Source organism: Paraflavitalea pollutisoli, from assembly GCF_029360705.1.
Classification (GTDB): domain Bacteria; phylum Bacteroidota; class Bacteroidia; order Chitinophagales; family Chitinophagaceae; genus Paraflavitalea; species Paraflavitalea pollutisoli.
Genome location: NZ_JARKMX010000008.1, coordinates 2,381,805 through 2,405,069 on the forward strand (window position 1 = coordinate 2,381,805; position 23,265 = coordinate 2,405,069).

General features: G+C 52.9%; 17 protein-coding genes and 1 tRNA gene. 10 read left to right on the top strand and 8 right to left on the bottom strand.

What is annotated here, in order from left to right:
- Nucleotides 1-19 precede the first annotated feature (19 nt).
- From P2W70_RS23145 to P2W70_RS23170, 6 genes are all read left to right on the top strand, one after another.
- Complete coding sequence (locus tag P2W70_RS23145; RefSeq protein ID WP_276483912.1) at nucleotides 20-1,030, top strand: GntR family transcriptional regulator; 1,011 nt, start codon at nucleotides 20-22, stop codon at nucleotides 1,028-1,030.
- Between the two features lie 581 nt (nucleotides 1,031-1,611).
- Nucleotides 1,612-1,684 (top strand) — tRNA-Lys (locus P2W70_RS23150).
- A 119-nt stretch (nucleotides 1,685-1,803) separates the two neighbouring features.
- A complete protein-coding gene (locus P2W70_RS23155; protein ID WP_276483913.1) occupies nucleotides 1,804-2,541 on the top strand; it encodes a hypothetical protein in 738 nt (245 codons plus the stop codon).
- An 11-nt stretch (nucleotides 2,542-2,552) separates the two neighbouring features.
- Nucleotides 2,553-3,029, top strand: coding sequence for a ribonuclease H-like YkuK family protein (locus P2W70_RS23160; protein WP_276483914.1), 477 nt, complete (start codon nucleotides 2,553-2,555; stop codon nucleotides 3,027-3,029).
- Between the two features lie 818 nt (nucleotides 3,030-3,847).
- Complete coding sequence (locus P2W70_RS23165) at nucleotides 3,848-4,948, top strand: slipin family protein (protein ID WP_276483915.1); 1,101 nt, start codon at nucleotides 3,848-3,850, stop codon at nucleotides 4,946-4,948.
- A 206-nt stretch (nucleotides 4,949-5,154) separates the two neighbouring features.
- Nucleotides 5,155-5,595 carry a PepSY-like domain-containing protein gene (locus P2W70_RS23170; protein ID WP_276483916.1) on the top strand — a complete coding sequence of 147 codons (441 nt, stop codon included), beginning with the start codon at nucleotides 5,155-5,157 and terminating at the stop codon, nucleotides 5,593-5,595.
- 60 nt (nucleotides 5,596-5,655) lie between these two features.
- Here the strand turns inward: P2W70_RS23170 and P2W70_RS23175 are convergent, their stop codons facing one another.
- Nucleotides 5,656-6,291: a type 1 periplasmic-binding domain-containing protein gene (locus tag P2W70_RS23175; protein WP_276483917.1), complete on the bottom strand. Its 636-nt coding sequence runs from the start codon at nucleotides 6,289-6,291 to the stop codon at nucleotides 5,656-5,658.
- Nucleotides 6,292-6,475: 184 nt separating this feature from the next.
- Here P2W70_RS23175 and P2W70_RS23180 point away from each other — a divergent pair, with 184 nt between their 5' ends.
- Entirely contained in the window at nucleotides 6,476-7,213 is a 738-nt protein-coding gene (locus tag P2W70_RS23180; RefSeq protein ID WP_276483918.1) for a DUF2092 domain-containing protein, read from the top strand.
- Between the two features lie 17 nt (nucleotides 7,214-7,230).
- Nucleotides 7,231-8,286 carry a DUF6515 family protein gene (locus P2W70_RS23185; RefSeq protein ID WP_276483919.1) on the top strand — a complete coding sequence of 352 codons (1,056 nt, stop codon included), beginning with the start codon at nucleotides 7,231-7,233 and terminating at the stop codon, nucleotides 8,284-8,286.
- A 1-nt stretch (nucleotide 8,287) separates the two neighbouring features.
- On the opposite strand, the gene P2W70_RS23190 is transcribed toward P2W70_RS23185, so the two are convergent.
- Genes P2W70_RS23190 through P2W70_RS23220 form a run of 7 tightly spaced genes read right to left on the bottom strand, consistent with a single transcriptional unit; the run spans nucleotide 8,288 to nucleotide 19,407 of the window.
- Nucleotides 8,288-9,361 (bottom strand): dipeptidase, encoded by a 1,074-nt coding sequence (locus P2W70_RS23190; RefSeq protein ID WP_276483920.1) that lies wholly within the window; start codon nucleotides 9,359-9,361, stop codon nucleotides 8,288-8,290.
- Nucleotides 9,362-9,412: 51 nt separating this feature from the next.
- Nucleotides 9,413-10,516 carry a D-TA family PLP-dependent enzyme gene (locus P2W70_RS23195; RefSeq protein WP_276483921.1) on the bottom strand — a complete coding sequence of 368 codons (1,104 nt, stop codon included), beginning with the start codon at nucleotides 10,514-10,516 and terminating at the stop codon, nucleotides 9,413-9,415.
- A 26-nt stretch (nucleotides 10,517-10,542) separates the two neighbouring features.
- The gene (locus P2W70_RS23200; protein ID WP_276483922.1) at nucleotides 10,543-11,022 is read right to left on the bottom strand and encodes a RidA family protein; all 480 of its coding nucleotides are present in this window, start codon (nucleotides 11,020-11,022) and stop codon (nucleotides 10,543-10,545) included.
- A gap of 10 nt (nucleotides 11,023-11,032) precedes the next feature.
- Nucleotides 11,033-12,349, bottom strand: a complete 1,317-nt coding sequence (locus P2W70_RS23205; protein ID WP_276483923.1) for a gluconate:H+ symporter — start codon at nucleotides 12,347-12,349, stop codon at nucleotides 11,033-11,035.
- A gap of 44 nt (nucleotides 12,350-12,393) precedes the next feature.
- Nucleotides 12,394-14,658, bottom strand: a complete 2,265-nt coding sequence (locus P2W70_RS23210) for a glycoside hydrolase family 20 protein (protein ID WP_276483924.1) — start codon at nucleotides 14,656-14,658, stop codon at nucleotides 12,394-12,396.
- A 45-nt stretch (nucleotides 14,659-14,703) separates the two neighbouring features.
- Complete coding sequence (locus P2W70_RS23215; RefSeq protein WP_276483925.1) at nucleotides 14,704-16,251, bottom strand: SusD/RagB family nutrient-binding outer membrane lipoprotein; 1,548 nt, start codon at nucleotides 16,249-16,251, stop codon at nucleotides 14,704-14,706.
- Between the two features lie 18 nt (nucleotides 16,252-16,269).
- Complete coding sequence (locus P2W70_RS23220) at nucleotides 16,270-19,407, bottom strand: SusC/RagA family TonB-linked outer membrane protein (RefSeq protein ID WP_276483926.1); 3,138 nt, start codon at nucleotides 19,405-19,407, stop codon at nucleotides 16,270-16,272.
- 283 nt (nucleotides 19,408-19,690) lie between these two features.
- On the opposite strand from P2W70_RS23220, the gene P2W70_RS23225 reads away from it, so the two are divergent.
- Both P2W70_RS23225 and P2W70_RS23230 read left to right on the top strand, forming a co-directional pair.
- Nucleotides 19,691-20,473, top strand: a complete 783-nt coding sequence (locus P2W70_RS23225) for a DeoR/GlpR family DNA-binding transcription regulator (RefSeq protein ID WP_276483927.1) — start codon at nucleotides 19,691-19,693, stop codon at nucleotides 20,471-20,473.
- Between the two features lie 57 nt (nucleotides 20,474-20,530).
- The gene (locus P2W70_RS23230) at nucleotides 20,531-23,182 is read left to right on the top strand and encodes a glycoside hydrolase family 3 protein (RefSeq protein WP_276483928.1); all 2,652 of its coding nucleotides are present in this window, start codon (nucleotides 20,531-20,533) and stop codon (nucleotides 23,180-23,182) included.
- Nucleotides 23,183-23,265: the final 83 nt, after the last annotated feature.

The following is a 23,265-nucleotide window of genomic DNA, read 5'->3' on the forward strand; positions in this document are numbered from 1 at the left end:
CGACCCATAAAAACAAGTCATGAAGCTGCTCAGCATTAATGTTAGCCATATACCAAGTAAGATCAAGCAGATCGTCTATGCCGTATCCCTCAATATCGACAATGGCACTTTAACACCCCATACCAAACTTCCCAGCATCAATGATTTCAGCGCCAACTGGCAATACGGACGCGACACCGTCGAGAAGGCCTACCGCGAACTCATTGCCGAAGGATACATTTATGCGGTGCCTGCCAAAGGCTACTATGTCGTGGGTAAAAAAGACAAGAAACTGAAGGTATTGCTGATCTTCAATAAGCTGAGCTCGTACAAAAAGATCATCTATTACAGTTTCCTCGAAACACTGAAAGACAAAGCTGTCGTTGACCTGCAAATACATCATTACGATGTACGCCGCCTGGAAGAGATACTGGAAGCCAACACCGGCAAGTATCACTACTATGCGATCATGCCGCATTTCTTTCACAAGACCAGTAAAAAGGCCTACCTGAAAGTATTGAAATCGATACCTACCTCACAGCTACTGATACTCGACAAGCAGGTTCCCGAGCTGGGCAAGTACCAGATGTCCGTGTACCAGGACTTCAAGGAAGACATCCGCGAGGTACTGGAATCATCCGTGAAGCTGCTGAAAAAGTACAACCGGCTTACGATCGTATTCCCGATGCAGAGCAATCACCCGCGGGATATCATCGATGGTTGTACGGAGTTTTGCAAACACCATGGCAAGCAGTTCGATGTACTATCGAGCCTGGACAAAGAAACTCCGAAGGCTGGCACAGTATACATCGTAACGGCAGAGTCGGACCTGGCACAACTGATCAAACAATCGCGGGAAGCGGGCTTACAACCCGGCAAGCAGGTGGGCATTATCTCCTTCAATGAAACCGTATTGAAAGAGCTGCTGGAGATCACGGTAGTGACTACCGATTTTGAGGCCATGGGACACACGGCAGCGAACCTGTTGCTGCACAAAGAAGTGAAGCAGGTAAAAAACCCCTTTAGGATGATTGTTCGAAAGTCGCTGTAATCCGCTACCAGCCTATATCACATTGACCATACAACATTCACCGAAATGCATAACTGTTAAAAATATTTAAAAATAGTTTGTTTAAATTTGGCAACAACGAAAAATTATTTTCATCTTTGCACAGCAAAACAAAATAAACAACAGCAAATGATTCGCCTACAATCAAACAATAAAAAAAGCTTCCGGATGTATCCAGTGGGTACAGAGGCGGACTGCGGGGCGGGTTATACTGCTGAATGAGTTGAAAACAACGAATTCGATATAACACAAGCCCCGCAACGATTGCGGGGCTTTTTTTTATGTAAATATTTCTGATGAAACAATTATCAGCAGGTCATAGTACGTGTGCCTCGACGTGGCTAAACCAGGTATTCCCCGGCGGTAAACGCTGTGCGCATACACCTGCCGGTATGAATTTCATCATTGTTCGGGAAAGTATAGCCAAACGACCGTGTGTGCCACCTGGCGCTGTGTAAAAGCAGCAGCAGGAGCAGCAGCCCGGTCGGACAACGACCGGGCTTTTTTTTGCCCCAACACCCCGGAAGATGCACGTTCGAATCGTGCCGGGATGACAAACTTTACGGCTTGTAGCTCAACTGGAAGAGTCACCGGCTTTTAACCGGAAGGTTGCGCGTTCGATCCGCGCCGGGCCGACAAACAGTAACGCTTAAAACGAAAAAAATGAAAAGAAGTCAACCCTTCATAATGACAGGAATGGTAAGCGCTGCCACAGCATGGCACCGCAGTTTCCGAACGGAACAAATAACTTCATTATGGAGCGAAAACTTATCGAACAGTATGGGGAGGATATCCTCTCCTACCGATTGCGTACCGCGCGACAAAAGAAACGCGCGCAGTACGAGGATTTTGACAAGCGGCTATTAAAACTGGACAGGGAACGAAATGCACTTAACAAAACGAAAAGAAACCTGGGTTGGGAGCCATTGAACCCTCCCTACCAAAAAGGATGGAAACGTTGCTTTGTATTAAGAGAGGATGTGGCCAAAAGCAAGCACGCTGCGTTTTATGAGGGTATCCTGAAAAAGATCAACACCTATGCCTACAGCAGCCTCAGATCATTCGCTGTAAGCAAGCGAAAAAAACGCAAAGGGCGCAAGCTAGTTAAAAAGGAGCAAGGGTTGCTGGAACCGGCAGACTGGCATATGGCGAAACTGAAATTCACTCCATTGGAGATGCAGCAGTTTCATGAAACGTATAAGTATGACGCTTACAAGTGCCTGGTACGTCATTGGGTATTTAATGAACCATGGAGATTCGTATTAAAAGTATCTCCCAATATGATCACTGAGGTTAAAAGGCGCGATGCAGTCATTGAAGCGAGACTAGCTGAACTGGACGATTACCTGCAGCAGGTAAAAAACAGTACCCGTTTGGTAACCTTGAAATATGGCCACCACTGGTGGCATCGCGGTTCCTCGAAACGGCAACACAAAGACATATTCAACAACAAATCATTAAGTCAGATACTGGACATGATCAAGGAAACCTAAAACACAACAACATGGAACAGCAATGGCAGCGGTTGGATGGTTCTGCCATCCGCCGCCCGATCGAAGAAGAGGTAAGATCGGTATTGGCAAGAGAAAAAGCAACCGGACATGACCTGAAAGTATGCATTGGTACGGATAGCCAGGTAAGAGCGGGCACCATCGCATTCGCTACGGTGATCGTCTTCCTCCGCAAAGGACGCGGTGGCTTCATGTACGTACTGAGCGACACCTCCCGTCAACGCATGAGTTTGAAAGAACGGATGCTGACCGAAGTGAGCAAAAGTATCGAAGTAGCCTACCCCCTGTGCGGCCTGTTTACCGCCTACGATGTAGACCTGGAAGTACATGCCGATATCAACACCAACCCCCAGTTCGACAGTAACCATGCCTTGAAAGATGCGATGGGCTATATCATGGGGATGGGATTTGCCTTCAAAGCCAAGCCCTATGCTTTTGCGAGTTCCTGTTGCGCCGATAAGGCCGTGTAGGCAACCATCAACAACAAACAATTCCGCAAACTGGGATCGTGACGGTCGATGTATCTGTAACACAGATCACATTCAGCAGTCCTGACCGATACCAGGAACGAAATCGGCACCGCCTGGTCGATGCACTTTTGAGAGAAGTACATTCAGCAGTCCGGCACGGGCGCCGGCCTTCGTTCAACACGCATAAAAAGCTTGCTTCACGGCAAGAAGGGCTCTGGACCTGTAGTCAGGAAACCAGGCTGATGTTTACACGCATCGCAGTGCAGCCGTCGTAACGTGCTGTATGCTGTTCCGGCGCAGCGCAGGGCCCTCCAAAGATTCGTGGGTCGGGGGTTCGACTCCCCTTAGGGATAAATCCCTATAGCTCAGCTGGCAGAGCAACGAACCGTTAGTATGGGTTCGAATCCCATTCTTTCCCCAGCGGAAGGATAGCTCAATGGTAGAGCACTACACTGAGGATGTAGCAGACAAAAAAGTACACCGCTTTTCAAATGGTGATCTTTCTAAAGCCCGTACGATGTACCGGCAACCTGTATATCAGTCATCGCAAGACGACAACCATACAGGCGGCAACCCGATGATTGCCTGCAGGTCAGGCAAACACCCGTCACGGGAAACGCGATGCCACCGGGCCAACAGGCCATCGTTCAGCCGCAAGGCCATGAATTGCCAGCGGCAATTTATCGGAACCAGCCCGAACGCCCGGCAGCAAACCGTTTCCACCAGCGGGCAGGCAACTGTGCTTCCGCGATCACCAGGTGGTACCTGGTACAGGCTTTATGTTTTAACAACCAAGACAAACCCATAAAACAAACAACATGAAACAAGTTAGGATCGATACCTGGCAGATAGGCCTGGTATTCAAGCGTGGTGTTTACCAGCGCATGCTAACCACCGGGAACTACTGGTTCTGGGACAACCCGGTCGTGAACTGCTATGACATCACCAAGCCGTTTATCGCACCGGTTGAACTGAACATCTTACTCGAAGACAAAGACCTGGCGCAAGCCCTGCACGTCGTGGAAGTGGGCGACCATGAACTGGTGATCCACTACGAAAACGGTTTACTGAAACAAGTACTGACAGCTGGCCGGTACACCTTCTGGAGAAGCGTGGTACAACACAATTTCGTGCGCCTCGACACCAGCAAGACTGAGATCACCGAAGGATTGAGCCGGGCCACCCTGCAACACAAACTGGTGGCACCGTATGTACGTGGATATTCGGTCGAGAACCATGAAAAAGCTGCCCTGTTCATCGATAGCCAGTTCGTGCGCATCCTGGCACCAGGGCTGTACAACTGGTATCGCAACAACATCTCCATTCAGGTTGCCAAGGTGGATATCCGCCAGCAGCAACTGGAGATCAATGGCCAGGAGATCCTGAGCCGTGACAAGGCGGCCTTGCGCCTCAATGCCTGGGCGCAGTACCGGGTAACCGATATCGAAAGGGCCTTGCTCTTGAACAAAGAATACGACAAGCAGTTGTACATCGCGTTTCAATTGGCGCTGCGGGAATATGTCAGCAACCTGTCGTTTGATGAATTGCTCGAGAAGAAGGAAAGCATCGCTCCCTTCGTATTGAAAGCCGTCAACGAGAAGGCCGGCGCCCTGGGTATACAGGTCAATGATTTCGGTATCCGCGACATCATCCTGCCGGGCGATGTGAAGGAGATCATGAACCAGGTATTGATCGCCGAAAAAAAGGCACAGGCCAATACCATCATGCGCCGGGAAGAAACGGCCAGTACCCGTAGCTTGCTGAACACTGCCAAACTGATGGAAGACAACGCTATGTTGTGGAAGCTGAAGGAAATGGAATACGTAGAAAAGATCGCCGACAAGATCACCAACATCAGCGTCAACGGCAGCGGCGTGCTGGTAGAACAACTGAAACAGATCTTCGTACCACAAAAATAACGGATGATTAACATCCGGCAGAAAGATCAGGACCGTCTCGGGGGAGGCGGTCCTTTTTCGTTGCCGTACCAGGGTCCTGATCGATAATATATACATCAACTACCACAGGGTAAGCAAGTAATAACTAAACGGGTTAACCAACCAATGCAGTAGCTGATTACCTTTGTACCAAGAAACCAGTTATTCATCCTGAAAAGATCAATGTCATGAAAAAATTGTTAAGCGCCTTTGGCTTCCTGCTATGTGTTTCTGCGGCTACCGCTCAGAAACTGGCACAAACAGCCGTGCCCGCCCCTGTGGTGAAGACCTTTGAAACGCAATTCAAGAGTCCCGCTAAGGTAGAATGGGAGAAAAAGACGAATCATTATGAAGTAAAGTTCGAGATCAACAAGATCAACCACAAGGCCAAGATCGATGGCACCGGCAAGCTCCTGCGCGTCGATACCGATATCAAACACACCGATCTGCCAGCAGCCGTGCAGAAAGCCATCACCACCCAGTATGCCGGTTACAAGATCAAAGACCCGGAGAAGTTTGACGAAGGCGGCAAGATCACCTACAAAGTGGAACTGAAAAAAGACGGCGCCGAAGACCAGAAAGTACATTTCAATCCCGATGGCACAGTAGCCAAGAAGAAGGCTGACTAATCTCGCTCATTATATTTATTGCCCGACGGCCTGCCTTGTGCAGGCCGTTTATATTACGGCCTATTTCTTTTTGATCACTTTGGCTTCCTCCAACTGACTGACAAGGGTGCTGATATAGGATTGGGTAAACTGATCGAGCGACGAGGGATCCGTGACGGGCGATGCAACAGCCAGCAACAACTGACGGGTAGCCGCATCAAACAGCATACTCTGAATCGTATACTTCTTTTCATCGGTGAAATAACCCGGCCGGGTGACCGTACTGTACATCATATCGTACCAGCCAGTGAATTCGCCCATCCAGGTAAAGGTCGTATTGCCGGGCGTATAACTCAGCGCCTCTTCTTTGCGGGCCAACGTAGCCGCAAAAACGGCATCACAACCCGTACGTTGCACATGGGCGATCACAGAATCTTTATTGGGTCTGGTAGGATTATCGAGTGAAGGAGGCATCACATCGATACTTTTCACTACTTCCACCCCACGACGGGTTAAGCCTGTCTCCAATGCCTTTTCCAACCTCACCTGGGCCGGAATATCCGCCGTAACGGCTACCACAAATATTTTGTGAAAAGTACGCCCTTGCATCTTGGCCTTATCGACCCAAACTGGCGACGGTTTCTTCGAGGCAGCACAAGCCGACAACAGGCCTATCAGTGTACACAAGCACAACCAGTTAAGGACCTTCTTTTTCATCCTGCTTCATTTTCAGATAAGACACCGGTGGCCAACTGATTGCGCCACCAGCAACGCTTTTTATAAAAAGAGGGGCAAGGCATTCCGCGATCGTAAAACGGGTGACTTCAAAAAAAACACGCCGGCCTGGCGGTAATGGCCCTCCACGCGTGTCTTACTCCCGGCATTTAGCGCCACGCCCTCCATGATGAAGCAACTCTTCACCTGTTTAGTAGCCGCAGTCCTGTGCCTGCCAGGCCAAGCGCAAGGCAGGCAGCAGGACTCACTCGCCATCCTCCTCATCGACCGCATGAGTGATGTGATCGGCGACCTGGAAAGCTGCCATTTTACCGTGCAAAGCAGCCGCGATGTGGTTGACACACACGGGTTGCAAGTGAAGCAATTCACCCAATACGAGGTATACCTGTCCGGCAACGACAAGCTACTGGTCAATGCGCAGGGACCCCGGGGCCATCGTGCGTTATGGTTCAACGCCGGTGTGCTGGCCCATTATAACCAGGAAGAAAAAAATTACGCCTTGTTGCGTGTGCCGGAGAAAACGATCGAGATGATCGACAGCGTCAGCAAATGGTACGAGATGGAGTTTCCCGCTGCCGACTTCTTCTACCCCACCTTCACCGACGACCTGCTTGACCATGCGGACGTCGTCAAATTCCTGGGCCGTACCACCATCAACGGACAGGAATGTTTTCATGTATTGGCTTCCAATCAAGAGATGACCATGCAGTTCTGGATCGCCAACGATGCCTTTAACCTGCCAGTGCGTTATGCGATCACCTATACCGGACAATCGGGCCATCCGCAATACGAAGCCTCCTTCAGCAACTGGCAGGTCAACCCTTCCTTACCGCTAGCCATGTTCAACTTCCAGCCTCCACCCGGTGTGACCCAGGTACGAATGCTCGCCACCGACGAACGATAACCTATCAATCATCCCGTATGCGTTTACACATTCATCCTATAGGCATTTTCCTCGTATTCTTCCTGATCTGCCACGCAGACGATGTATTGGCGCAACGCTTTGGCCATGGTGGCGGAGGCGGTGGCGCACGGGGAGGTGGCGGCAGACCTGGTGGTGGTGGCGGTGGCGTACGTGCCGGAGGCGGCAATCCCCGCAGCATCAATGGCGGCGCCGTTAAATCGCCCGACCGCAACGTGCGCACCAATCCTGGCGGCAACCACACCATCGGTGGCGCCACCCGCAACGATAACCGACCTGCCAACAACAACCGCAATACCGGCAACCGCGACATCGGCAATAACAATCGCAACAATAACAACAACAATCGCAACATCACCGACAACTCCCGCACCAACAACGTCAACAACAGAAGCAACAACAATATCGGCAACCGTACCAATGTAGGCAACAAGGTGAACGTCGACAACCGTGACATCAACATCAACGTCGACAACAGCCGGAACTTTAATTCCTTCAACAACCGGAACACGGTTGTGCGGCCAAGGCCCATCTCTTACTACCCAAGACCTCCCTATGCCTATGGCGGAAGACGTTATTATTGTTACCATCCTTATATCTATCACCCTTATCGGCCTTTTGTCTGGGGTCCTGTTTGGCATCCCTGGGGATTCCTGGTAGCTACCCTGGCCGTCACCGCCATCGTGGTATCGGTTGAGAACGAAAAGTACCACTACGATCAGGGCGTATGGTATTCACAGGCCAGCAACGGCTATACGGTGGTGCAGGCACCGGTGGGCGGCACCGTAACGACGATTCCCTCCGGCAACCAGCCGGTGGTCGTCAACAATGTCACCAATTATTACTATGGCGGTGCCTATTATGAAAAGTCGGGCAGCGGCTACAAGGTAGTAGCGCCACCGGCCGGTGCCGTGGTAGACAACCTACCCGATGGAGGTGAAGAAGTGAAGATCGGCGATCAGACCTATGTCAAGATCGGTGAAACTTACTACCAGCCTGTCAGCGTAGATGGCAAGAATAAATATGAAGTCGTTCAGATAGAAGATGGAAAATAGCTTATTCCGCCCACGCTTTTCGGAGAAAGCGCAGCCAATTGCCATGCATCATGTTTTCAATATCCTCCGTCGTGAAGCCTCTTTTCTCCAATAATCCCGGCAGCTTTTGCAGATCGGCAATGGTCTCCAGGTCATAAGGACATTGCTCCTTCCCAAAGGCGCCATCGAGATCGGTGCCAATCCCTACATGTAGCGTATTACCGGCCAGCTGGCAGATATGATCGAGATGATCGATCAGTTTGTCGAGGTTGCATTGCATGGCTTCCGGCGTAGATTGCTGCCGTACCCAGTCCGGCACCATCATCCAGGCATCGAGTGCGCCACCAATCACTGCACCCCGCGTGATCAGTTCGCGGATCATGTCGTCACTGAACTGGCGATTATGGTTGACCAGGCTGCGGCAATTGTTGTGGCTGGCCCATACTGGTCCTTTAAAGATGCGCATCGCATCCCAGAAGGCATCGTCGCACAAATGCGTGGCATCGAGTATCATGCCCAGGCGATCCATTTCGCGCAACAAGACTTTACCTTGGTCATTCAAATTCCCCGTAGCATCGGTACCATTGGCATAACGACCAGGACCATAGTGCGCAGGGCCTACCGCCCGCAATCCATATCCATACGCTGTTTCCAGGTGCTGCAGGGTCACCAATGAATCGGCTCCTTCCAGGCTGAGCATATAACCAATGGGCTTTCCTTCATCAGGCTGACCATTGTTCCATAATGCGATATGATCTTCCAGCGCCGCCAGGTCTTTGATCATCACCATCTCTCCTTCAGCTTCCATCGCCCGGTACCAGGCCAACTGCGCCTGCGTTTGTGCCCAGGCTTGTTGTGGTGAATGCCAGCCCGGCAACGGATTACCCGGTCCTACATACCGCGCGATCTGTGTAGCCACCACCAACCCTACCCTGCCTTTCCGCAGCTCGGGCAGTGCAACGGTACCTTTCGCACGGTCGGGCTTATCTGTTTGCCCCTGCTCACTGGCACGGATATCCATGACCGGCCAACGCAGGTCGCGGTTCCATTCCATGGCATTCATACTAAGGTCGAGGTGTGCATCTATCGTGAACATGTTATTTTTCTTTTCAGGCCATTCAATACTATAAGACAGTTTGGGCACCACTCAGATCGTGATCTTCCGGTCGCGGGCCACCACGCGCCATTCGCCGATGAACCGGTGATCCTCGATCACCAGTGCACGCTCATACAGGGCCACGGTAGGACAAATATGGTTCGGCACCCCATACAACACATCGCCTACCCGGTATTGGGCAGCATCGTGCACCCGCAACACCAGGTGCTCTTCACTTTGACCTGTCGGAACGGCTTCGGGCGCATTCAAAAAATACACACGCGGCAATGGACCTTCTGCTGCCACCGATTTGTGTCCCAGATCGATGCAGATCGTTTGCGCGTCGATCACAGAGATCACCCTGCTCAATACCAGGGCGGCATACTCGAAAGGCAATTCGGGCATCTGTAGTTTATAGCTCCTGTCCCAGAACACGAAGGTACCCGGACTACACTCCACCCCTACCCGGTGCACATGCGTGGGAAAAGTTGGCGAACCGCCGGCAATGATCACTGGCGCCTTCCCACTTTGCTGGGCGATGCGGCGGGCCAGGTCCTGCACGTGGCGAAACAACGCATCACTTTGCTGTTGCCGCAACAACGGATCCACCTCTTTGACATGACCATCGTAGGCGTGCAAGCCGACGACATGTATGTGAGACAATGTTGTCAATTGCTCGTATAATGTCCAGGCGGCCTCACCGGTAGCAATACCGGTACGCCCCATGCCTACATTGAGGTCGATATACACATCGAGGACGATGCCTTTTTCAGCAGCCCCGGCAGACAGTGCAGCCGCTACCTGGGCATTATCGACCAGGCAGGAAAAATGGGAAGCCGGGTACGTCCTGATCAACTGCAACAGGCGTTGCAGCTTGGGACCTACCGGTTGATAAGCCAGCAAAATATCGGGCGCCTGCACCAAGGCCAGCATTTCCGCTTCGGCAATGGTTGCACACTTGAACCGGGTGACACCCTGCTCCAGCATCTCCCGGCACACTTCTGCGATCTTATTGGTCTTGACGTGCGGTCGTAACAAGTGCACATCACCCTGTATCGCTATTGCCTGCCGGATGTTTTCCCGCACCCTGTCAGCATACACTACCAGGGCCGGCGAGTCGATCTCCTCCACTCCTTCTATCGTATACCATTCCATATCATTCATTTAATTCCTGCTACCAATCAATGCAATTCAAATACAGCTTCAATTTCCACCGGAATATTATCGGGCAGAGAGCCAAAACCTACCGCGCTCCGTACACCGATACCGTGCTCTTCGCCCCAAACGGCGGCAAATAATTCACTGCAGCCATTGATCACATAAGGATGGCGCTCGAAATCGCTGGTACAATTGACCATTCCCAACACTTTGATCACGCGCCTAACCCGGTCCAGGCTTCCCACATGCGTGCGGATGGTCGAAAGGATCGTTAAGCCTACCTGGCGTGCAGCTAGTTTTCCCTGCTCCATATCCATGTCTTTACCGATGCGGCCAATGATGAGCGAACGATCGTCCTGTACGGGTCCATGTCCAGACACATAGAGGTACCTCCCATCGATGAGCATTGGTTTGTACACACCCAATGGTGCCGGCGCCGGCGGTAAGCTAAGTCCTAATTTAGCAAACTGTTCCTCTGCACTTGCAATTGTCAAATCCTTCATGATTTCGTTTTTAGATCCACAAACTTAACAGCAGTACACCGATCAAACCCACCACCGAAACGATGGTTTCCATCAATGACCATGTTTTCAAGGTATTCCTGATACTCAAATTGAAATATTCTTTAAACAACCAGAATCCCGCATCGTTGACGTGCGAAAAGAACAGGCTACCCGCTCCGACCGCCAACACCATGAGACTGGGATCCACTTTTGTTTGTTCCATCAGCGGCGCAATAATGCCGGCGGTGGTCAGGCCGGCCACTGTGGCCGAGCCCACACAAACACGGATGATCGCCGCCATCAGCCAACCCAGCACCAGCGGATGCAGGGGCCATTGTTGCAAGGCATCACCGATCTGCTGACTGACACCACTATCCGTGAGCACCTGCTTCAAAGCACCGGCGCCCGCGATGATCAGCAATATCAGGGCAATGTCTTTCACCGAATCCGCCAGCAGGTTCATGACAGCAGGTATGGATCTACCACCCGCTTTTCCGAGTGTAAAAATAGCTACCAGCAGCGACAACAACATCACCACGGCCGGATCACCGATAAAAACGAGCGTATCTTTTACCGATGCAGGGCTGTCGGCCATCCAATACGGCAAAGCGGTGGTCAGCATCAGCAAACCTACCGGCAACAGGGCCGTAAAGAAACTGATACCAGCACCGGGCAGCAAGCGTGCCTCGATATCGGCCGGTTTGAAAGTATCCAACGGCTTCGCGGGCACGTGACGCACAAAACGCGCAAAACAGGGACCTGCCACTATGATGGCCGGCACAGACACGATCAAGCCATACAACAAAGTATGGCCCATACTGGCCTTCAGCTGACCCACCAAGGCTACCGGGGCCGGATGGGGCGGCAGGAACCCATGTGTTACCGACAAGGCGGCCAGCATCGGCAGCGCAATATAGACGGCGGGTAACCGGTACTGGTAAATGACCGAAAAGATGAGGGGTACCATCAGCACAAACCCCACCCCATAGTAGAGCGGAATACCTATGATGAATCCCGCGATCATCAACGCCCATTGTACATACCGGGGACCAAAGGCTTTCATGAGCACCCCGGCGATCTGCCGGGCCGCCCCACTCTCCGCCACGAGTTTACCGAGCATGGCGCCCAACACGATGATGATAGTTAGCGAGCCCAGGGTATCACCAATCCCTTTTTGCAGCGAACCGACCACTTGCTTCAACGGCAATTGTAGCAGTATGCCAGCCAGTATCGACACCAGCAGAAAAGCCAGAAAGGCATTCACCTTCCACCGGGTGGTGAGCAGGATCAGCCCCGCAATACAAACAATGACGATCACAAATGACATGTACAAACAAGTTACTGGTGTTATACAATGCTACAAGCGGGCTACTACTCTACGATGACCTCATCGATCATCAGCAGCGCCTGGCTGCCCGCCCCATATTCGCCCGGCGGCAGCAGTCCTTTATTGATGGCTTTGATCCGGATATACCGTACCGGCAAGGTGCCGATAACCGCTTTGACCGGATTGATGCCATTGATCCCAAAATGGGTTTGTGTAAAAACTGTTTTGAAGGACTTTCCTTCATCGGCAACAGCGATCTCTAGCACCACGGGTGCCCAGATACGTTGCCAGTGGTAATTGAGCCAGTTCATCCGCACCTGCCCAATGGATTGCTCACTGCCCAGGTCGATGATGGCTTCACCATCGCTGCCGCTAAAACCCAACCATTGTGCATCGTTGTACCGGTGGGTACCCTGTATACCATTGACAAGGGCTTCACTCCCTGGATCCCACCGGGCCAGTGGTTTATTGGTCAACTGCACCGCTGCACCGGTCGCTTTGTGCACCGTAACCGGCTGCTCCAGCACCGAACCCACCGCACGACCCAGCCGATCGAAAGCCTGCGCTTTCAAGGTGGCACTCCTGGTCAGGACAACCGGCTGCGTATAGTGCAGGCTGTTGAGACCGGGCATACTGCCATCGAGCGTATAGCGGATTGCTCCTTCCGGAGCGGTACTGCTTAGCGTTAACAAGACGGCACCAGGACGGGTGGTCACTTTGTCCAGCACCACTTCATCGAACCGGTTATCGGCTGTTATCCCGTACTGCTGCAACAGTCGCGTTTGCCCCCGCAGTCTCGACAGAAAATGATCGTATTGGCGCAGGCTATCGGGCGACCAGGCCACTTCGGCCAGGGCCATTGCCCGCGGAAAGATCATATAACGCGCCTGCTGTTCGCTGACCAGGTATTCACTCCAGGCCTGCCCTTCGAGGCCTATTATATACCGTTGCAGGGAATCAGCCAGGGTAGCCGCCGGCCGGTAGCTGTACACTTTTTGTAAGGGCGTATAGTGACCAGCAGCAACGGGCTCACGGTTCCGGCGCGACTGGTAGTAATCGAAATATACATGCGTTTCGGGCGTCATGATCACCGGATGCCGTTGTTGTGCCGCCTGCAATCCACCCTCCTCACCCCGCCAGCTCATGACAGTGGCATTGGGGGCCAGACCACCTTCGAGGATCTCATCCCACCCGATGATCTGCCTATCCCTACTGTTGAGGTATTGCTCGATGCGCTGTACAAACCAGGATTGCAGCGCATGCTCGTCTTTTAGCGACAATGCTTTCATGCGTTGCTGACAGCGGGCACATTGCTGCCAACGTGTTTTGGGACATTCATCGCCCCCGATATGGATGCGGGTCGATGGGAACAGGTACATGACCTCATCCAGCACATCCTGCAGAAAGGTAAATACACTGTCGTTGCCCGCGCAAAAGACATCATCAAATACACCCCAGAAACGAGCCGCCGCATAAGGGCCGCCCGTACACCCCAACTGCGGATAAGCCGCCAGGGCAGCCAGCGCGTGGCCGGGCATTTCTATTTCCGGAATGATGGTAATGCCCCGTTGAGCAGCATACCGCACCAACTGCTTTACTTCCTGTTGGGTATAATAGCCGCCATATCTTTTTCCGTCAAACCGATGCGGTGTTTCTTTTTTATGCCCGATCAACGTAGCTGAGCGCCAGGCCGCGACAGACTGCAAACGGGGATATTTTTTGATCTCTATCCGCCAACCCTGGTCATCGGTCAGGTGCCAATGAAAAGTATTGAATTTGTACAGGGCCAGCAGGTCGATGTATTGCTGTAAAAAATCGATGGAGAAAAAGTGGCGACTCACATCGAGCGCCATGCTGCGGTAGCCAAAACGTGGATGGTCGGTCATCTCGCAGGCAGGAATGCGCAACCTGGCATTGCCCGGTTGCCACAGCTGTCGCAACGATTGTATGCCATGTAATACACCTGCAAGATCGTGCCCGGTCAAGGTGATAGCTGTAGAAGTAACCTGCAACAGGTACCCTTCAAGATCGGGCACCCTGTTGGAATCCACCTTCAGGCTGATAGCGTTGCCGCCGGAGGATGCTGCCACCGCCACGGGCACACCCGCTTCCTGCACATAACGTTGTAGTAGCTGTGCGGCACCTGCCAGCGCAGGCTCCGTAAGTAATAGGCGCGTATCGGCGTCGAGCACAAATACCCCGGCATCGGGCCGGTAGGCAACCGGCCTTGGTATGATCGATGACTGCGCCTGTATCGTAAGCTGCCACCAACAAATCGTGAACAGCAATAGCCAGTGTCGTTTCAGCATGGTGCGTTATTGGGTGCGGTTACGCAGGATATCGGATCGGGTACGTTATTGCTTATCCCACCAGATCCTTGTCAGCAGGTCATCAGTACCCTGCCTTTTGACGGCATCACTATAAGCAGTGCGGTTGAGTGTTTGCTCAGCTACCGGATAAATGAAGCGACGTGGTATTTTGCCACCGGTCGCATTGCCGGGATAGTTATTCGGTACCAGGGCCGGATAGCCGGTGCGGCGGTAATTGTTCCAGGCTTCCTGGGCATCCGGGAATAGGCCTACCCATAACTGCTGGTGCACCTGCTCTATCTGTGCTTCCATCCCGGCACCGGTTTTCAAAGCATGCGCTGTCACATAACCATTGATGCGCGAAGCCTCCACAGCACCCGTTGTACCAGCAATGAGATCCCATTGCAACATGGCCGAGCGGATTCCCTTTTCATACAGACTGGCCGCCGTTTCGGCATTGTACCAGCCACGCAGGGCAGCTTCTGCCAGCAACAGATCGGCTTCGGCTACGGTTAAAATGAGCAAGGGCGCATTCTGCCGTAGGACCGTCGTTTGCTTCGGTTCGGAGTAAGTTACGAAATCGGCAGGTTTTGTACCATTGATGGTGGCAGGCAATCCTTTTTGCAGACTCTCTGTAGTAGTCGCCACGCCGTTTACATACACGACGGAGAGCACAGGCAGTCGCGGATCGTTATTCGCTTTGAGGCTATCGATGAATGCCTGGTGGTACTTGCCCCCTTCGGGATTGCTGATACCATCGGCTTTCACATAATTATCATTAAACAACTGTAGCGCGATCGGGTTCTTGTTGATGTTTTGGCCAGAGCCTACATAGTCTACTTTAGCGAGGTCGGCCACATCCCGGATCACGCCACCAGCTACCGCCTTAGCTACCCAGGACTTCGCCGCATTGGCATCGACCTTCGAGAGCCGCATGCCCAGGCGCAGCATCAAAGAGTAGGCAAACTTCTTCCAACGCTGGGTGTTGCCCTGGTACACCAGGTCGGCAGCACCGAAAGTAGTAGCGTTGGCCGGATTGAGCGCTACAGCCGCCTCTTCCAGCTCTTTCAACATATCGGCATAGATCGCACTTTGTGCATCGTACTTAGGTTGAAACAAAGACAGGTTATATCCCTGTCCCGCTTCCGTATAAGGGATATCGCCGTACAGGTCCGTCAGACGACTAAAGCAATACACCCGCCAGATACGCGCGACCGCATATAGATTGACCTTGGCGGGATCGCTTTTCACCGCCTTGATCACTTCGCCGATCTCATTGATCTGGGCAGGATAGGCCGTGGTAAACACGGCTGTACTCAGGTTGACCTGCGCCGCCACATACTTCGACCCAAAGCCTTCTACATCGTTGAAGCTGGTCGTGTATTGCATGGTACCCAGCAACAGCTTGCTGACATTACCGCTATTCAGCGCGGCGTCGTACACGGCTTTACTGAAGATATAGGCCGGCGTGGGCGTCGATACCGCATTCGGATTGGTATTGATGGCTTCGAAGTCTTTATCGCAGGATGCGAACAGGGCAGTGCACAGCAGGGCCGGCAACAGCCTGGTATAGTTTGACAATGATTGTTTCATAACGATCAAATGGTGTGGTTAGAATTTCAATTGCAGGTTGATGCCATAAGAGCGGGTACGGGGCAATCCGATGGATTCGATACCCTGTGCAGCCCCGTTGGACAAACTTTGTTCAGGATCGAAGTTGTCGGTCTTCTTGTACAGGATCAGCAGGTTGCGGCCGACCAGTGAGATATTGGCCGATTGTACACCTAACCCTTTCAGGAATTTTTCCGGCATTTTGTACGACAGGATCACCTGGCGCAGTTTGACGAAACTGGCATCGTGCACAAACAACTCGGTGTAGCGGTTAAGGTTGTTGTAGTACGCCGCCCGCAGGTTATTGGACGGTACCGTGTAACTGTATTTGGCCCCATTGCTGGTCACCCCTTCGAGCTTCAACCCACCTTCGCGGCCGGCCAGGGTCGACTTCATCAGGCCCAGGCGGGTAGCATACACTTCCATCACCGAAAATATATTGTTGCCGAATTTGCCATCCACCAGCACATCGAGTGAAAAGTTCTTGTAGCGGAACTGGTTGGTCAATCCCATGGTGAGCGGTGGTACCCCCTTGCCCAGTTCCTGGTTTACATCCGTCTGCAACGGCAGGTTGGCATTGGGATCGTACACGACCGTACCATTGGCATCGCGCAACATGCGGAAACCATAGATAGCGCCATAGGTGCTGCCTACCTTGTTATTGATAAAAGCATTGCCGTTGACGGAGTTACCCAGCGAGAAAGTACTGATACCATCGGCCAGCTTCAACACTTCGCTTTTGTTGTACGCAACGTTGTAACTGACATTCCAGCTAAAGTTACTGCGCTTGATGGGCGTACCATCCAGCAACAACTCGATGCCTTTATTACTGAGTTCACCCGAATTGAGGATGGCACTGGTATAGCCGGCAGCTGTAGAGATGGGCACACTCACAATATCGTCGGAGGATTTTCGGTCATACACGGCTACATCGAGCCCCAATCGTCCGCCAAACAGCTGCGAGTACAAGCCTACTTCCAGTGTCGTAGAGGTAAAGGGTTTCAGGTTGGCATTGGTGATCGCCGCAGAGCTGACATTCTGCAACGGTACACTGCTGGCGCTGGGCACGCTGGCATACGCGAGGTTGATCGCATAAGGATCGGGGCCACCGCCACCCACTTGGGCCCAGGAAGCACGTAGCTTAAGCATATCCACCGACGCCGGCATCCTCAACACATCCGACAGGATAAAACTGGTACCGACACTGGGATAAAATACGCTGTTGCTCGACGGACTGAGGGTAGAGAACCAGTCCTGCCGCCCGGAGGCAGTGAGGAACAACACACTTTTATAATCGAAGTCGACCGAGGCAAACAGCGAATTGGTCTTTACATCCCCCGCGACCGGTGTGGTGGAAGCGGTAGAGAGGTTGGAGAAGCTGTAGAAATAGGGCGTGGTAAAATCACGGCCGGCGAGGGTCAGCTCATCCGACTTGAAACGGCGGGTATTGCCACCTACCAGTACGGTAAAACCGAGGTCGCTGCCGACATTTCCTTTATAGGTGGCAGTGAGCATGCTGTTGGTTTCCGATACATCGGACTTGATACCGTCGTACTGTCCGTTGGGCCAGTATTGGGTACCCGTGGGTACAATGCTGGTGAAATTGTAATTGTAGAAATCACGTGTAACCGTTCCCTTCACAGACAGGTTCTTCAGGATATCGTAGCTGATGGCCGCCTGTCCGATAAAACGATTCTTGGTATCGGTTTCCTTGAACTTGTTGATCACAAAATAACTGTTGGTCACAATGCCGGCATCGTTCCAGACGATCTCGTTGCCCTGGGCGTCGTGGCCGGGACTCAGCCAGCGGATATCGACGGTATTGGCCACTTCATAAGGTGTCCAGTTGGGATTGCCGAGGGCATCGCCGGCGATGGGCCGGTTATTGCCTTTCTCCAGGTTGTACTGGATCACAGATTCCAAACGAAGCTTATCGCTCAGTTTGGCGGAGATATTGAGGTTGGCGGTTTTGCGGTTGTAGGTATTGGTAGGCAATACGCTTTTGGCGTTGAGGTCGGACAGGGATAACCTGTACACCACATTTTCGTTGCCACCGGAGAGGGCTACCGTATTGGTAAAGGTAGAGCCCGTCTGGTAAAAGTTTTTGAGGTTGTCTTTTTGCGCCGTGTAGGGATGTGTCTTACCATCCGCTGCCATATAATCGGTAGAACCATCGATGCGGGCCCCAAAGGAGCGACGGCCGGTGGCCTGTGCCTGGGCCAGTGTGGTGGGCTTTACGCCGCCATCACCCTGACCATACTCGTATTGATAATCGGGAAACACCGCCACATCTTCGAGCGTCAGCGTTCCATTGTACTCGACACCGATCCCTTTTTGCGAGCGGCCTTTCTTGGTCGTAATGAGAATGACGCCATTGGCGCCGCGTGATCCATACAGGGCCGCGGCGGCTCCTCCTTTCAACACGGAAATCGATTCGATATCATCCGGATTGATGGCGGCAATACCATCGCCGCGATCGGTACTGTTGCGGATGGTGCTGCCGTTGGGCGTGCTGCTGCCACCGGGTACGCTGTTGTCGATGGGCATGCCATTGATCACATACAAGGGTTGGCTATTGCCGGTGAGCGAACCATTGCCACGGATAACGACCCGACTGGAGCCGCCGGGCCCAGTCGAAAGGCCGGTAGCATTGACCCCGGCGATACGGCCGGTGAGCGCATTGGCCACATTGTTTTCGCGGGCCTGGGTAAATTCACTGCCGCCAACTTCCGTCATCGCATAGGTGACGGACTTGCGCGACTTGCGGATACCCAGGGCGGTGACCACCACATCGGAGAGCACAGCGCCGCTGTCACGTTGCAGTTCGATGTCGAGACGGGTTTGTCCGGCGGACAATGCCACCGTACGGGTAGCAAATCCAATGGAACTGATGGTCAGCTGAACATCGCCGGTCCGGGAAGTGGCGGGAATGGTGAGCGAGAAAGAACCGGTCTGGTCGGTGACGGTGGCCGCCTTGCGTTGGCCGGCGAGGGTGATGGTAGCCCCGGTAACGGGTTCATTACCGGCCTTAACCGTTCCGGTCACTACGGACCCGGTTTGTGCAACGCCTGCGAGCGTGCTGGTGAGCAGCCAGACCATGCCGAGCAGGCATAGTCCTGTTGATGAAATCTTCTTCATGAGCGTTAGTTATGGTATAGCGTAAAAATTGCAAGACTTACCAAACCTAGTGCAAATAATTCAAATACTGCAAATAATTTGCAGTTTAATTCATAGCCCGTTGCAAATTCTGCTGATGCCTGTTTTCTGAAATATAAACTTAACTGCTAGTTAACAAGCGATATTAAAATACTTATTAACTGATAATCAATATGTAAAATAGAAACAGGGTAGTTACACTAAAGCGGGCCTCGCTTGGTTGCAGGAATTATCGTATTATTGCAAAAATTGCAACCCGGAGATCATGTCAGACAACCAGCCCCAGCAGCCGGCCCCGGTCGCCCTGCAAAAAAAAGAACGGAAGCAACTGATCATCAAACAGGTGAATATCCACACCCGGTTGATGTATGCCGACCTGGTCAAGCTTATCGATGTATCGGAGGATACGATCCGCCGCGATGTCAATGAGCTGGCAGAGGAAGGGCAGTTGATCCGCATTAAGGGCGGTGCGATGTCGGCAGCTTATCATATCGGTGATGACTCCAAAACCTACTCGCTCAACAACAAGGTGGTCATTGCCGACAAGGTGTTGACCTTGCTGAAAGACGATATGATCGTATTGATCGGCGGCGGTACTACCATCCGTGAATTCGTCAAGAAGATCCCCACTACCCTGCGCGCCACTTTTCTCACGGTCAATCCATTGACGGCGGTTGAACTGCTGGACAAGCCCCTGATCAAAACGATCATGATCGGCGGACAGATCTCTGCGTACAGCCAGATGACGGTGAGCGGTGAAGTTTTCGCGTACCTGGCTACCATCCGGGCCGACCTCTGCATCGTGGGCATCAATGCCATCGATGTCACCAACGGCCTGACCGACTCCGACTGGGAGACCATCCAGGTTAAAAAAGCGATGATCAAGGCGGCAGATAAAGTGGCGGTACTGACCATTGCGGAGAAACTGAATTCTTCCATGCAAATGAAGATTGCCGATCTGCAGGAGATCGATTACCTGGTAACGGAGTTATCGCCCGATGACGCCGCCTTACAGGATTACAAAGTCAACAAGCTGGTCATCCTCTAAGCTTTTGCCGCTTTACCTGGCGTCTCGTTGCAGCAACTGTGATATATTTACGGCGCTATGCTGAAACGGATATTACTCCCCCTGCTGTTGCTACACCTGCAAACCACTGCGCAGGTATTGCCTCCCTACAAAGATGCCCGCCTGCCGATCGACACCCGGGTGAAAGACCTGCTGGCCCGTATGACGCCGGAAGAAAAATTCTGGCAGCTGTTCATGATCCCCGGTGATCTCGACCAGGCGGCGCCCGGCCAGTATCGCCATGGCTTGTTTGGCTTCCAGGTGAGCGCCGCCGCCCAGGGCGATGCAGGCGGCCAGCTGTTGAGCTATGGTACCCGGGAGAATGCGGGTACGCTGGCCAAAAAGATCAACCGTATACAACGTTATTTTATAGACAGTACGCGGCTCGGTATTCCGATGATCGCCTTCGACGAAGCCCTGCATGGACTGGTACGCGATGGCGCCACCGCCTTTCCGCAGGCGATCGGCCTGGCTGCCACCTTCGATACCGCTTTGATGCGCCAGGTATCGACGGCGATCGCCACCGAAACAAAAGCGCGCGGTATCCGCCAGATATTGACGCCGGTTGTGAATATTGCCAGTGATGTACGGTGGGGCCGCACCGAAGAAACCTATGGCGAAGATCCCTTGCTCAGCAGCGAGATGGGCGTTGCCTTTGTACGTTCTTTCGAACAAATGGGCATCGTTGCTACGCCCAAACATTTTATTGCCAATGTAGGAGACGGCGGTCGCGACAGCTATCCCATTCACTTCAATGAACGCCTGCTGGAAGAGATCTACCTGCCGCCGTTCAAGGCCTGCATCGAAAGGGGCGGAGCGCGGTCGATCATGACGGCCTACAATACCCTCGATGGCATTGCCTGCTCGGCCAATAGCTGGCTGCTGCAGCACAAGCTGAAAGAACAATGGGGTTTCAAAGGATTCGTGATCTCCGATGCCAATGCCGTAGGAGGTGCAGTGGTGCTGCACAACACCGCGGTAGATTATGCCGATGCCGGCAAGCAATCCATCAACAACGGGCTGGACGTCATCTTCCAGACCAGCTATGATCACTACAAATTATTCATCCCGCCGTTTCTCAACGGGCAGACAGATACGAACCGGATCAATGAAGCGGTAGCCCGGGTATTGCGCGCCAAATTCGAACTCGGTCTTTTTGAACAGCCGTATGTCGATGAAGCAGCAGCTGGCAGTACGCGCTATGCCCAGGCACACAAAACCCTGGTAGCTACTGCAGCCCGTAAGTCGATGGTATTGCTGAAGAATGATCGGCGGGTGTTGCCATTTGCCGCTGGCATCAAAACCATTGCTGTGATCGGCGAAGAAGCACAGGCAGCCCGGCTGGGTGGCTATAGTGGTCCGGGCATCAACAAGGTATCCATACTGGATGGCCTCCGCCGACGTGCCGGTAAGTCCGTCCAGGTACTGTACGCTCCTGGTGCTGGCATCAAAGACGAGCGATTGACCGTCATCCCTGCCCAATACCTGCAACACAACGGCAAGCCGGGGTTGCAAGGCGACTATTACAACAACCTGCAACTAACGGGAACACCCGTGCTGACACGTACAGATGCGACAATCGACTTCAAATGGACATTGTATGCTCCGGCTTCTTCCCTGGCAGTGGACAACTATGCGGTACGCTGGAGCGGACAGTTGATGGCACCCCGTACCGGCATCATCAACATCGGCCTCGAAGGCAATGATGGTTACCGGTTGTACATCGATAACAAACTGGTGGTGGACAACTGGCAGAAACGATCTTACCAAACAATTACCGGCAAGGTGTCGCTGGAAAAAGGCAAGCAGTATGCCATCCGGGTAGAGTTTTATGAACCGGCGGGCAATGCCATCCTTAAACTGGTGTGGAATGAAGGGGTCGCGAAAAACCAGGCGGCAAAGATCGCCGCAGCGGTGGCCACGGCCCGCCAGGCAGATATAGCCGTGATTGCAGTAGGCATACACGAAGGCGAGTTCCAGGATCGCGCCCTGTTGTCATTGCCGGGCGAACAGGAAAACCTCATCAAAGCCGTAGCGGCGACCGGCAAACCGGTCGTGGTATTGCTGGTCGGTGGCAGTGCCATCACCATGAGCAACTGGGTCGACAAGGTGCAGTCGGTCGTAGCGTGCTGGTACCCTGGTGAGGAAGGCGGCCATGCGGTAGCCGATGTGTTGTTTGGCGATTACAACCCCGCAGGTCGACTACCGATCACCTTTCCTGTACATGAAGCACAGTTACCCCTGGTATACAACCACAAACCGACGGGTCGCGGAGACGACTACCACAACCTGAGCGGGCAACCCCTCTTTCCCTTTGGGTATGGGCTGAGCTATACCAGCTTTGCTTATAGTGATCTGCAACTTGATAACAAACAGATCGGCGTGGGAGCATCGACCACGGTGCACTGTACGATCACCAACACCGGCAAGCGGGCCGGGGAAGAAGTGGTGCAGCTGTACCTCAAAGACCTGTTGGCTTCTGTGGCAAGGCCGGTGCTGGAGCTGAAAGGTTTTCAACGGATTGACCTGGAGCCGGGTCAATCCAAAAAGATTTCGTTCACTATAACGCCCGAGATGCTGCAACTGCTGGACAAAGACCTGAAGCGCGTGATTGAGCCCGGTGATTTCCGCATCATGATCGGGTCTTCCTCCCGCGACCTGCATCTGAAGGAGACGTTGACGGTGAAGTGAGGCAACGAGGCACAAAGGCAGCGAGGAAGCATGGCAATCCCGACATATGTCGGGACAACAAGGTAAGGTGGGGAGACGGCTTC

Bases quoted from the DNA above. Each gene is read 5' to 3' on its own strand.
- P2W70_RS23145 (WP_276483912.1), top strand. From the start codon at position 20: ATGAAGCTGCTCAGCATTAATGTTAGCCATATACCAAGTAAGATCAAG.
- P2W70_RS23155 (WP_276483913.1), top strand. From the start codon at position 1,804: ATGGAGCGAAAACTTATCGAACAGTATGGGGAGGATATCCTCTCCTAC.
- P2W70_RS23160 (WP_276483914.1), top strand. From the start codon at position 2,553: ATGGAACAGCAATGGCAGCGGTTGGATGGTTCTGCCATCCGCCGCCCG.
- P2W70_RS23165 (WP_276483915.1), top strand. From the start codon at position 3,848: ATGAAACAAGTTAGGATCGATACCTGGCAGATAGGCCTGGTATTCAAG.
- P2W70_RS23170 (WP_276483916.1), top strand. From the start codon at position 5,155: ATGAAAAAATTGTTAAGCGCCTTTGGCTTCCTGCTATGTGTTTCTGCG.
- P2W70_RS23175 (WP_276483917.1), bottom strand. From the start codon at position 6,291: ATGAAAAAGAAGGTCCTTAACTGGTTGTGCTTGTGTACACTGATAGGC.
- P2W70_RS23180 (WP_276483918.1), top strand. From the start codon at position 6,476: ATGATGAAGCAACTCTTCACCTGTTTAGTAGCCGCAGTCCTGTGCCTG.
- P2W70_RS23185 (WP_276483919.1), top strand. From the start codon at position 7,231: ATGCGTTTACACATTCATCCTATAGGCATTTTCCTCGTATTCTTCCTG.
- P2W70_RS23190 (WP_276483920.1), bottom strand. From the start codon at position 9,361: ATGTTCACGATAGATGCACACCTCGACCTTAGTATGAATGCCATGGAA.
- P2W70_RS23195 (WP_276483921.1), bottom strand. From the start codon at position 10,516: ATGGAATGGTATACGATAGAAGGAGTGGAGGAGATCGACTCGCCGGCC.
- P2W70_RS23200 (WP_276483922.1), bottom strand. From the start codon at position 11,022: ATGAAGGATTTGACAATTGCAAGTGCAGAGGAACAGTTTGCTAAATTA.
- P2W70_RS23205 (WP_276483923.1), bottom strand. From the start codon at position 12,349: ATGTCATTTGTGATCGTCATTGTTTGTATTGCGGGGCTGATCCTGCTC.
- P2W70_RS23210 (WP_276483924.1), bottom strand. From the start codon at position 14,658: ATGCTGAAACGACACTGGCTATTGCTGTTCACGATTTGTTGGTGGCAG.
- P2W70_RS23215 (WP_276483925.1), bottom strand. From the start codon at position 16,251: ATGAAACAATCATTGTCAAACTATACCAGGCTGTTGCCGGCCCTGCTG.
- P2W70_RS23220 (WP_276483926.1), bottom strand. From the start codon at position 19,407: ATGAAGAAGATTTCATCAACAGGACTATGCCTGCTCGGCATGGTCTGG.
- P2W70_RS23225 (WP_276483927.1), top strand. From the start codon at position 19,691: ATGTCAGACAACCAGCCCCAGCAGCCGGCCCCGGTCGCCCTGCAAAAA.
- P2W70_RS23230 (WP_276483928.1), top strand. From the start codon at position 20,531: ATGCTGAAACGGATATTACTCCCCCTGCTGTTGCTACACCTGCAAACC.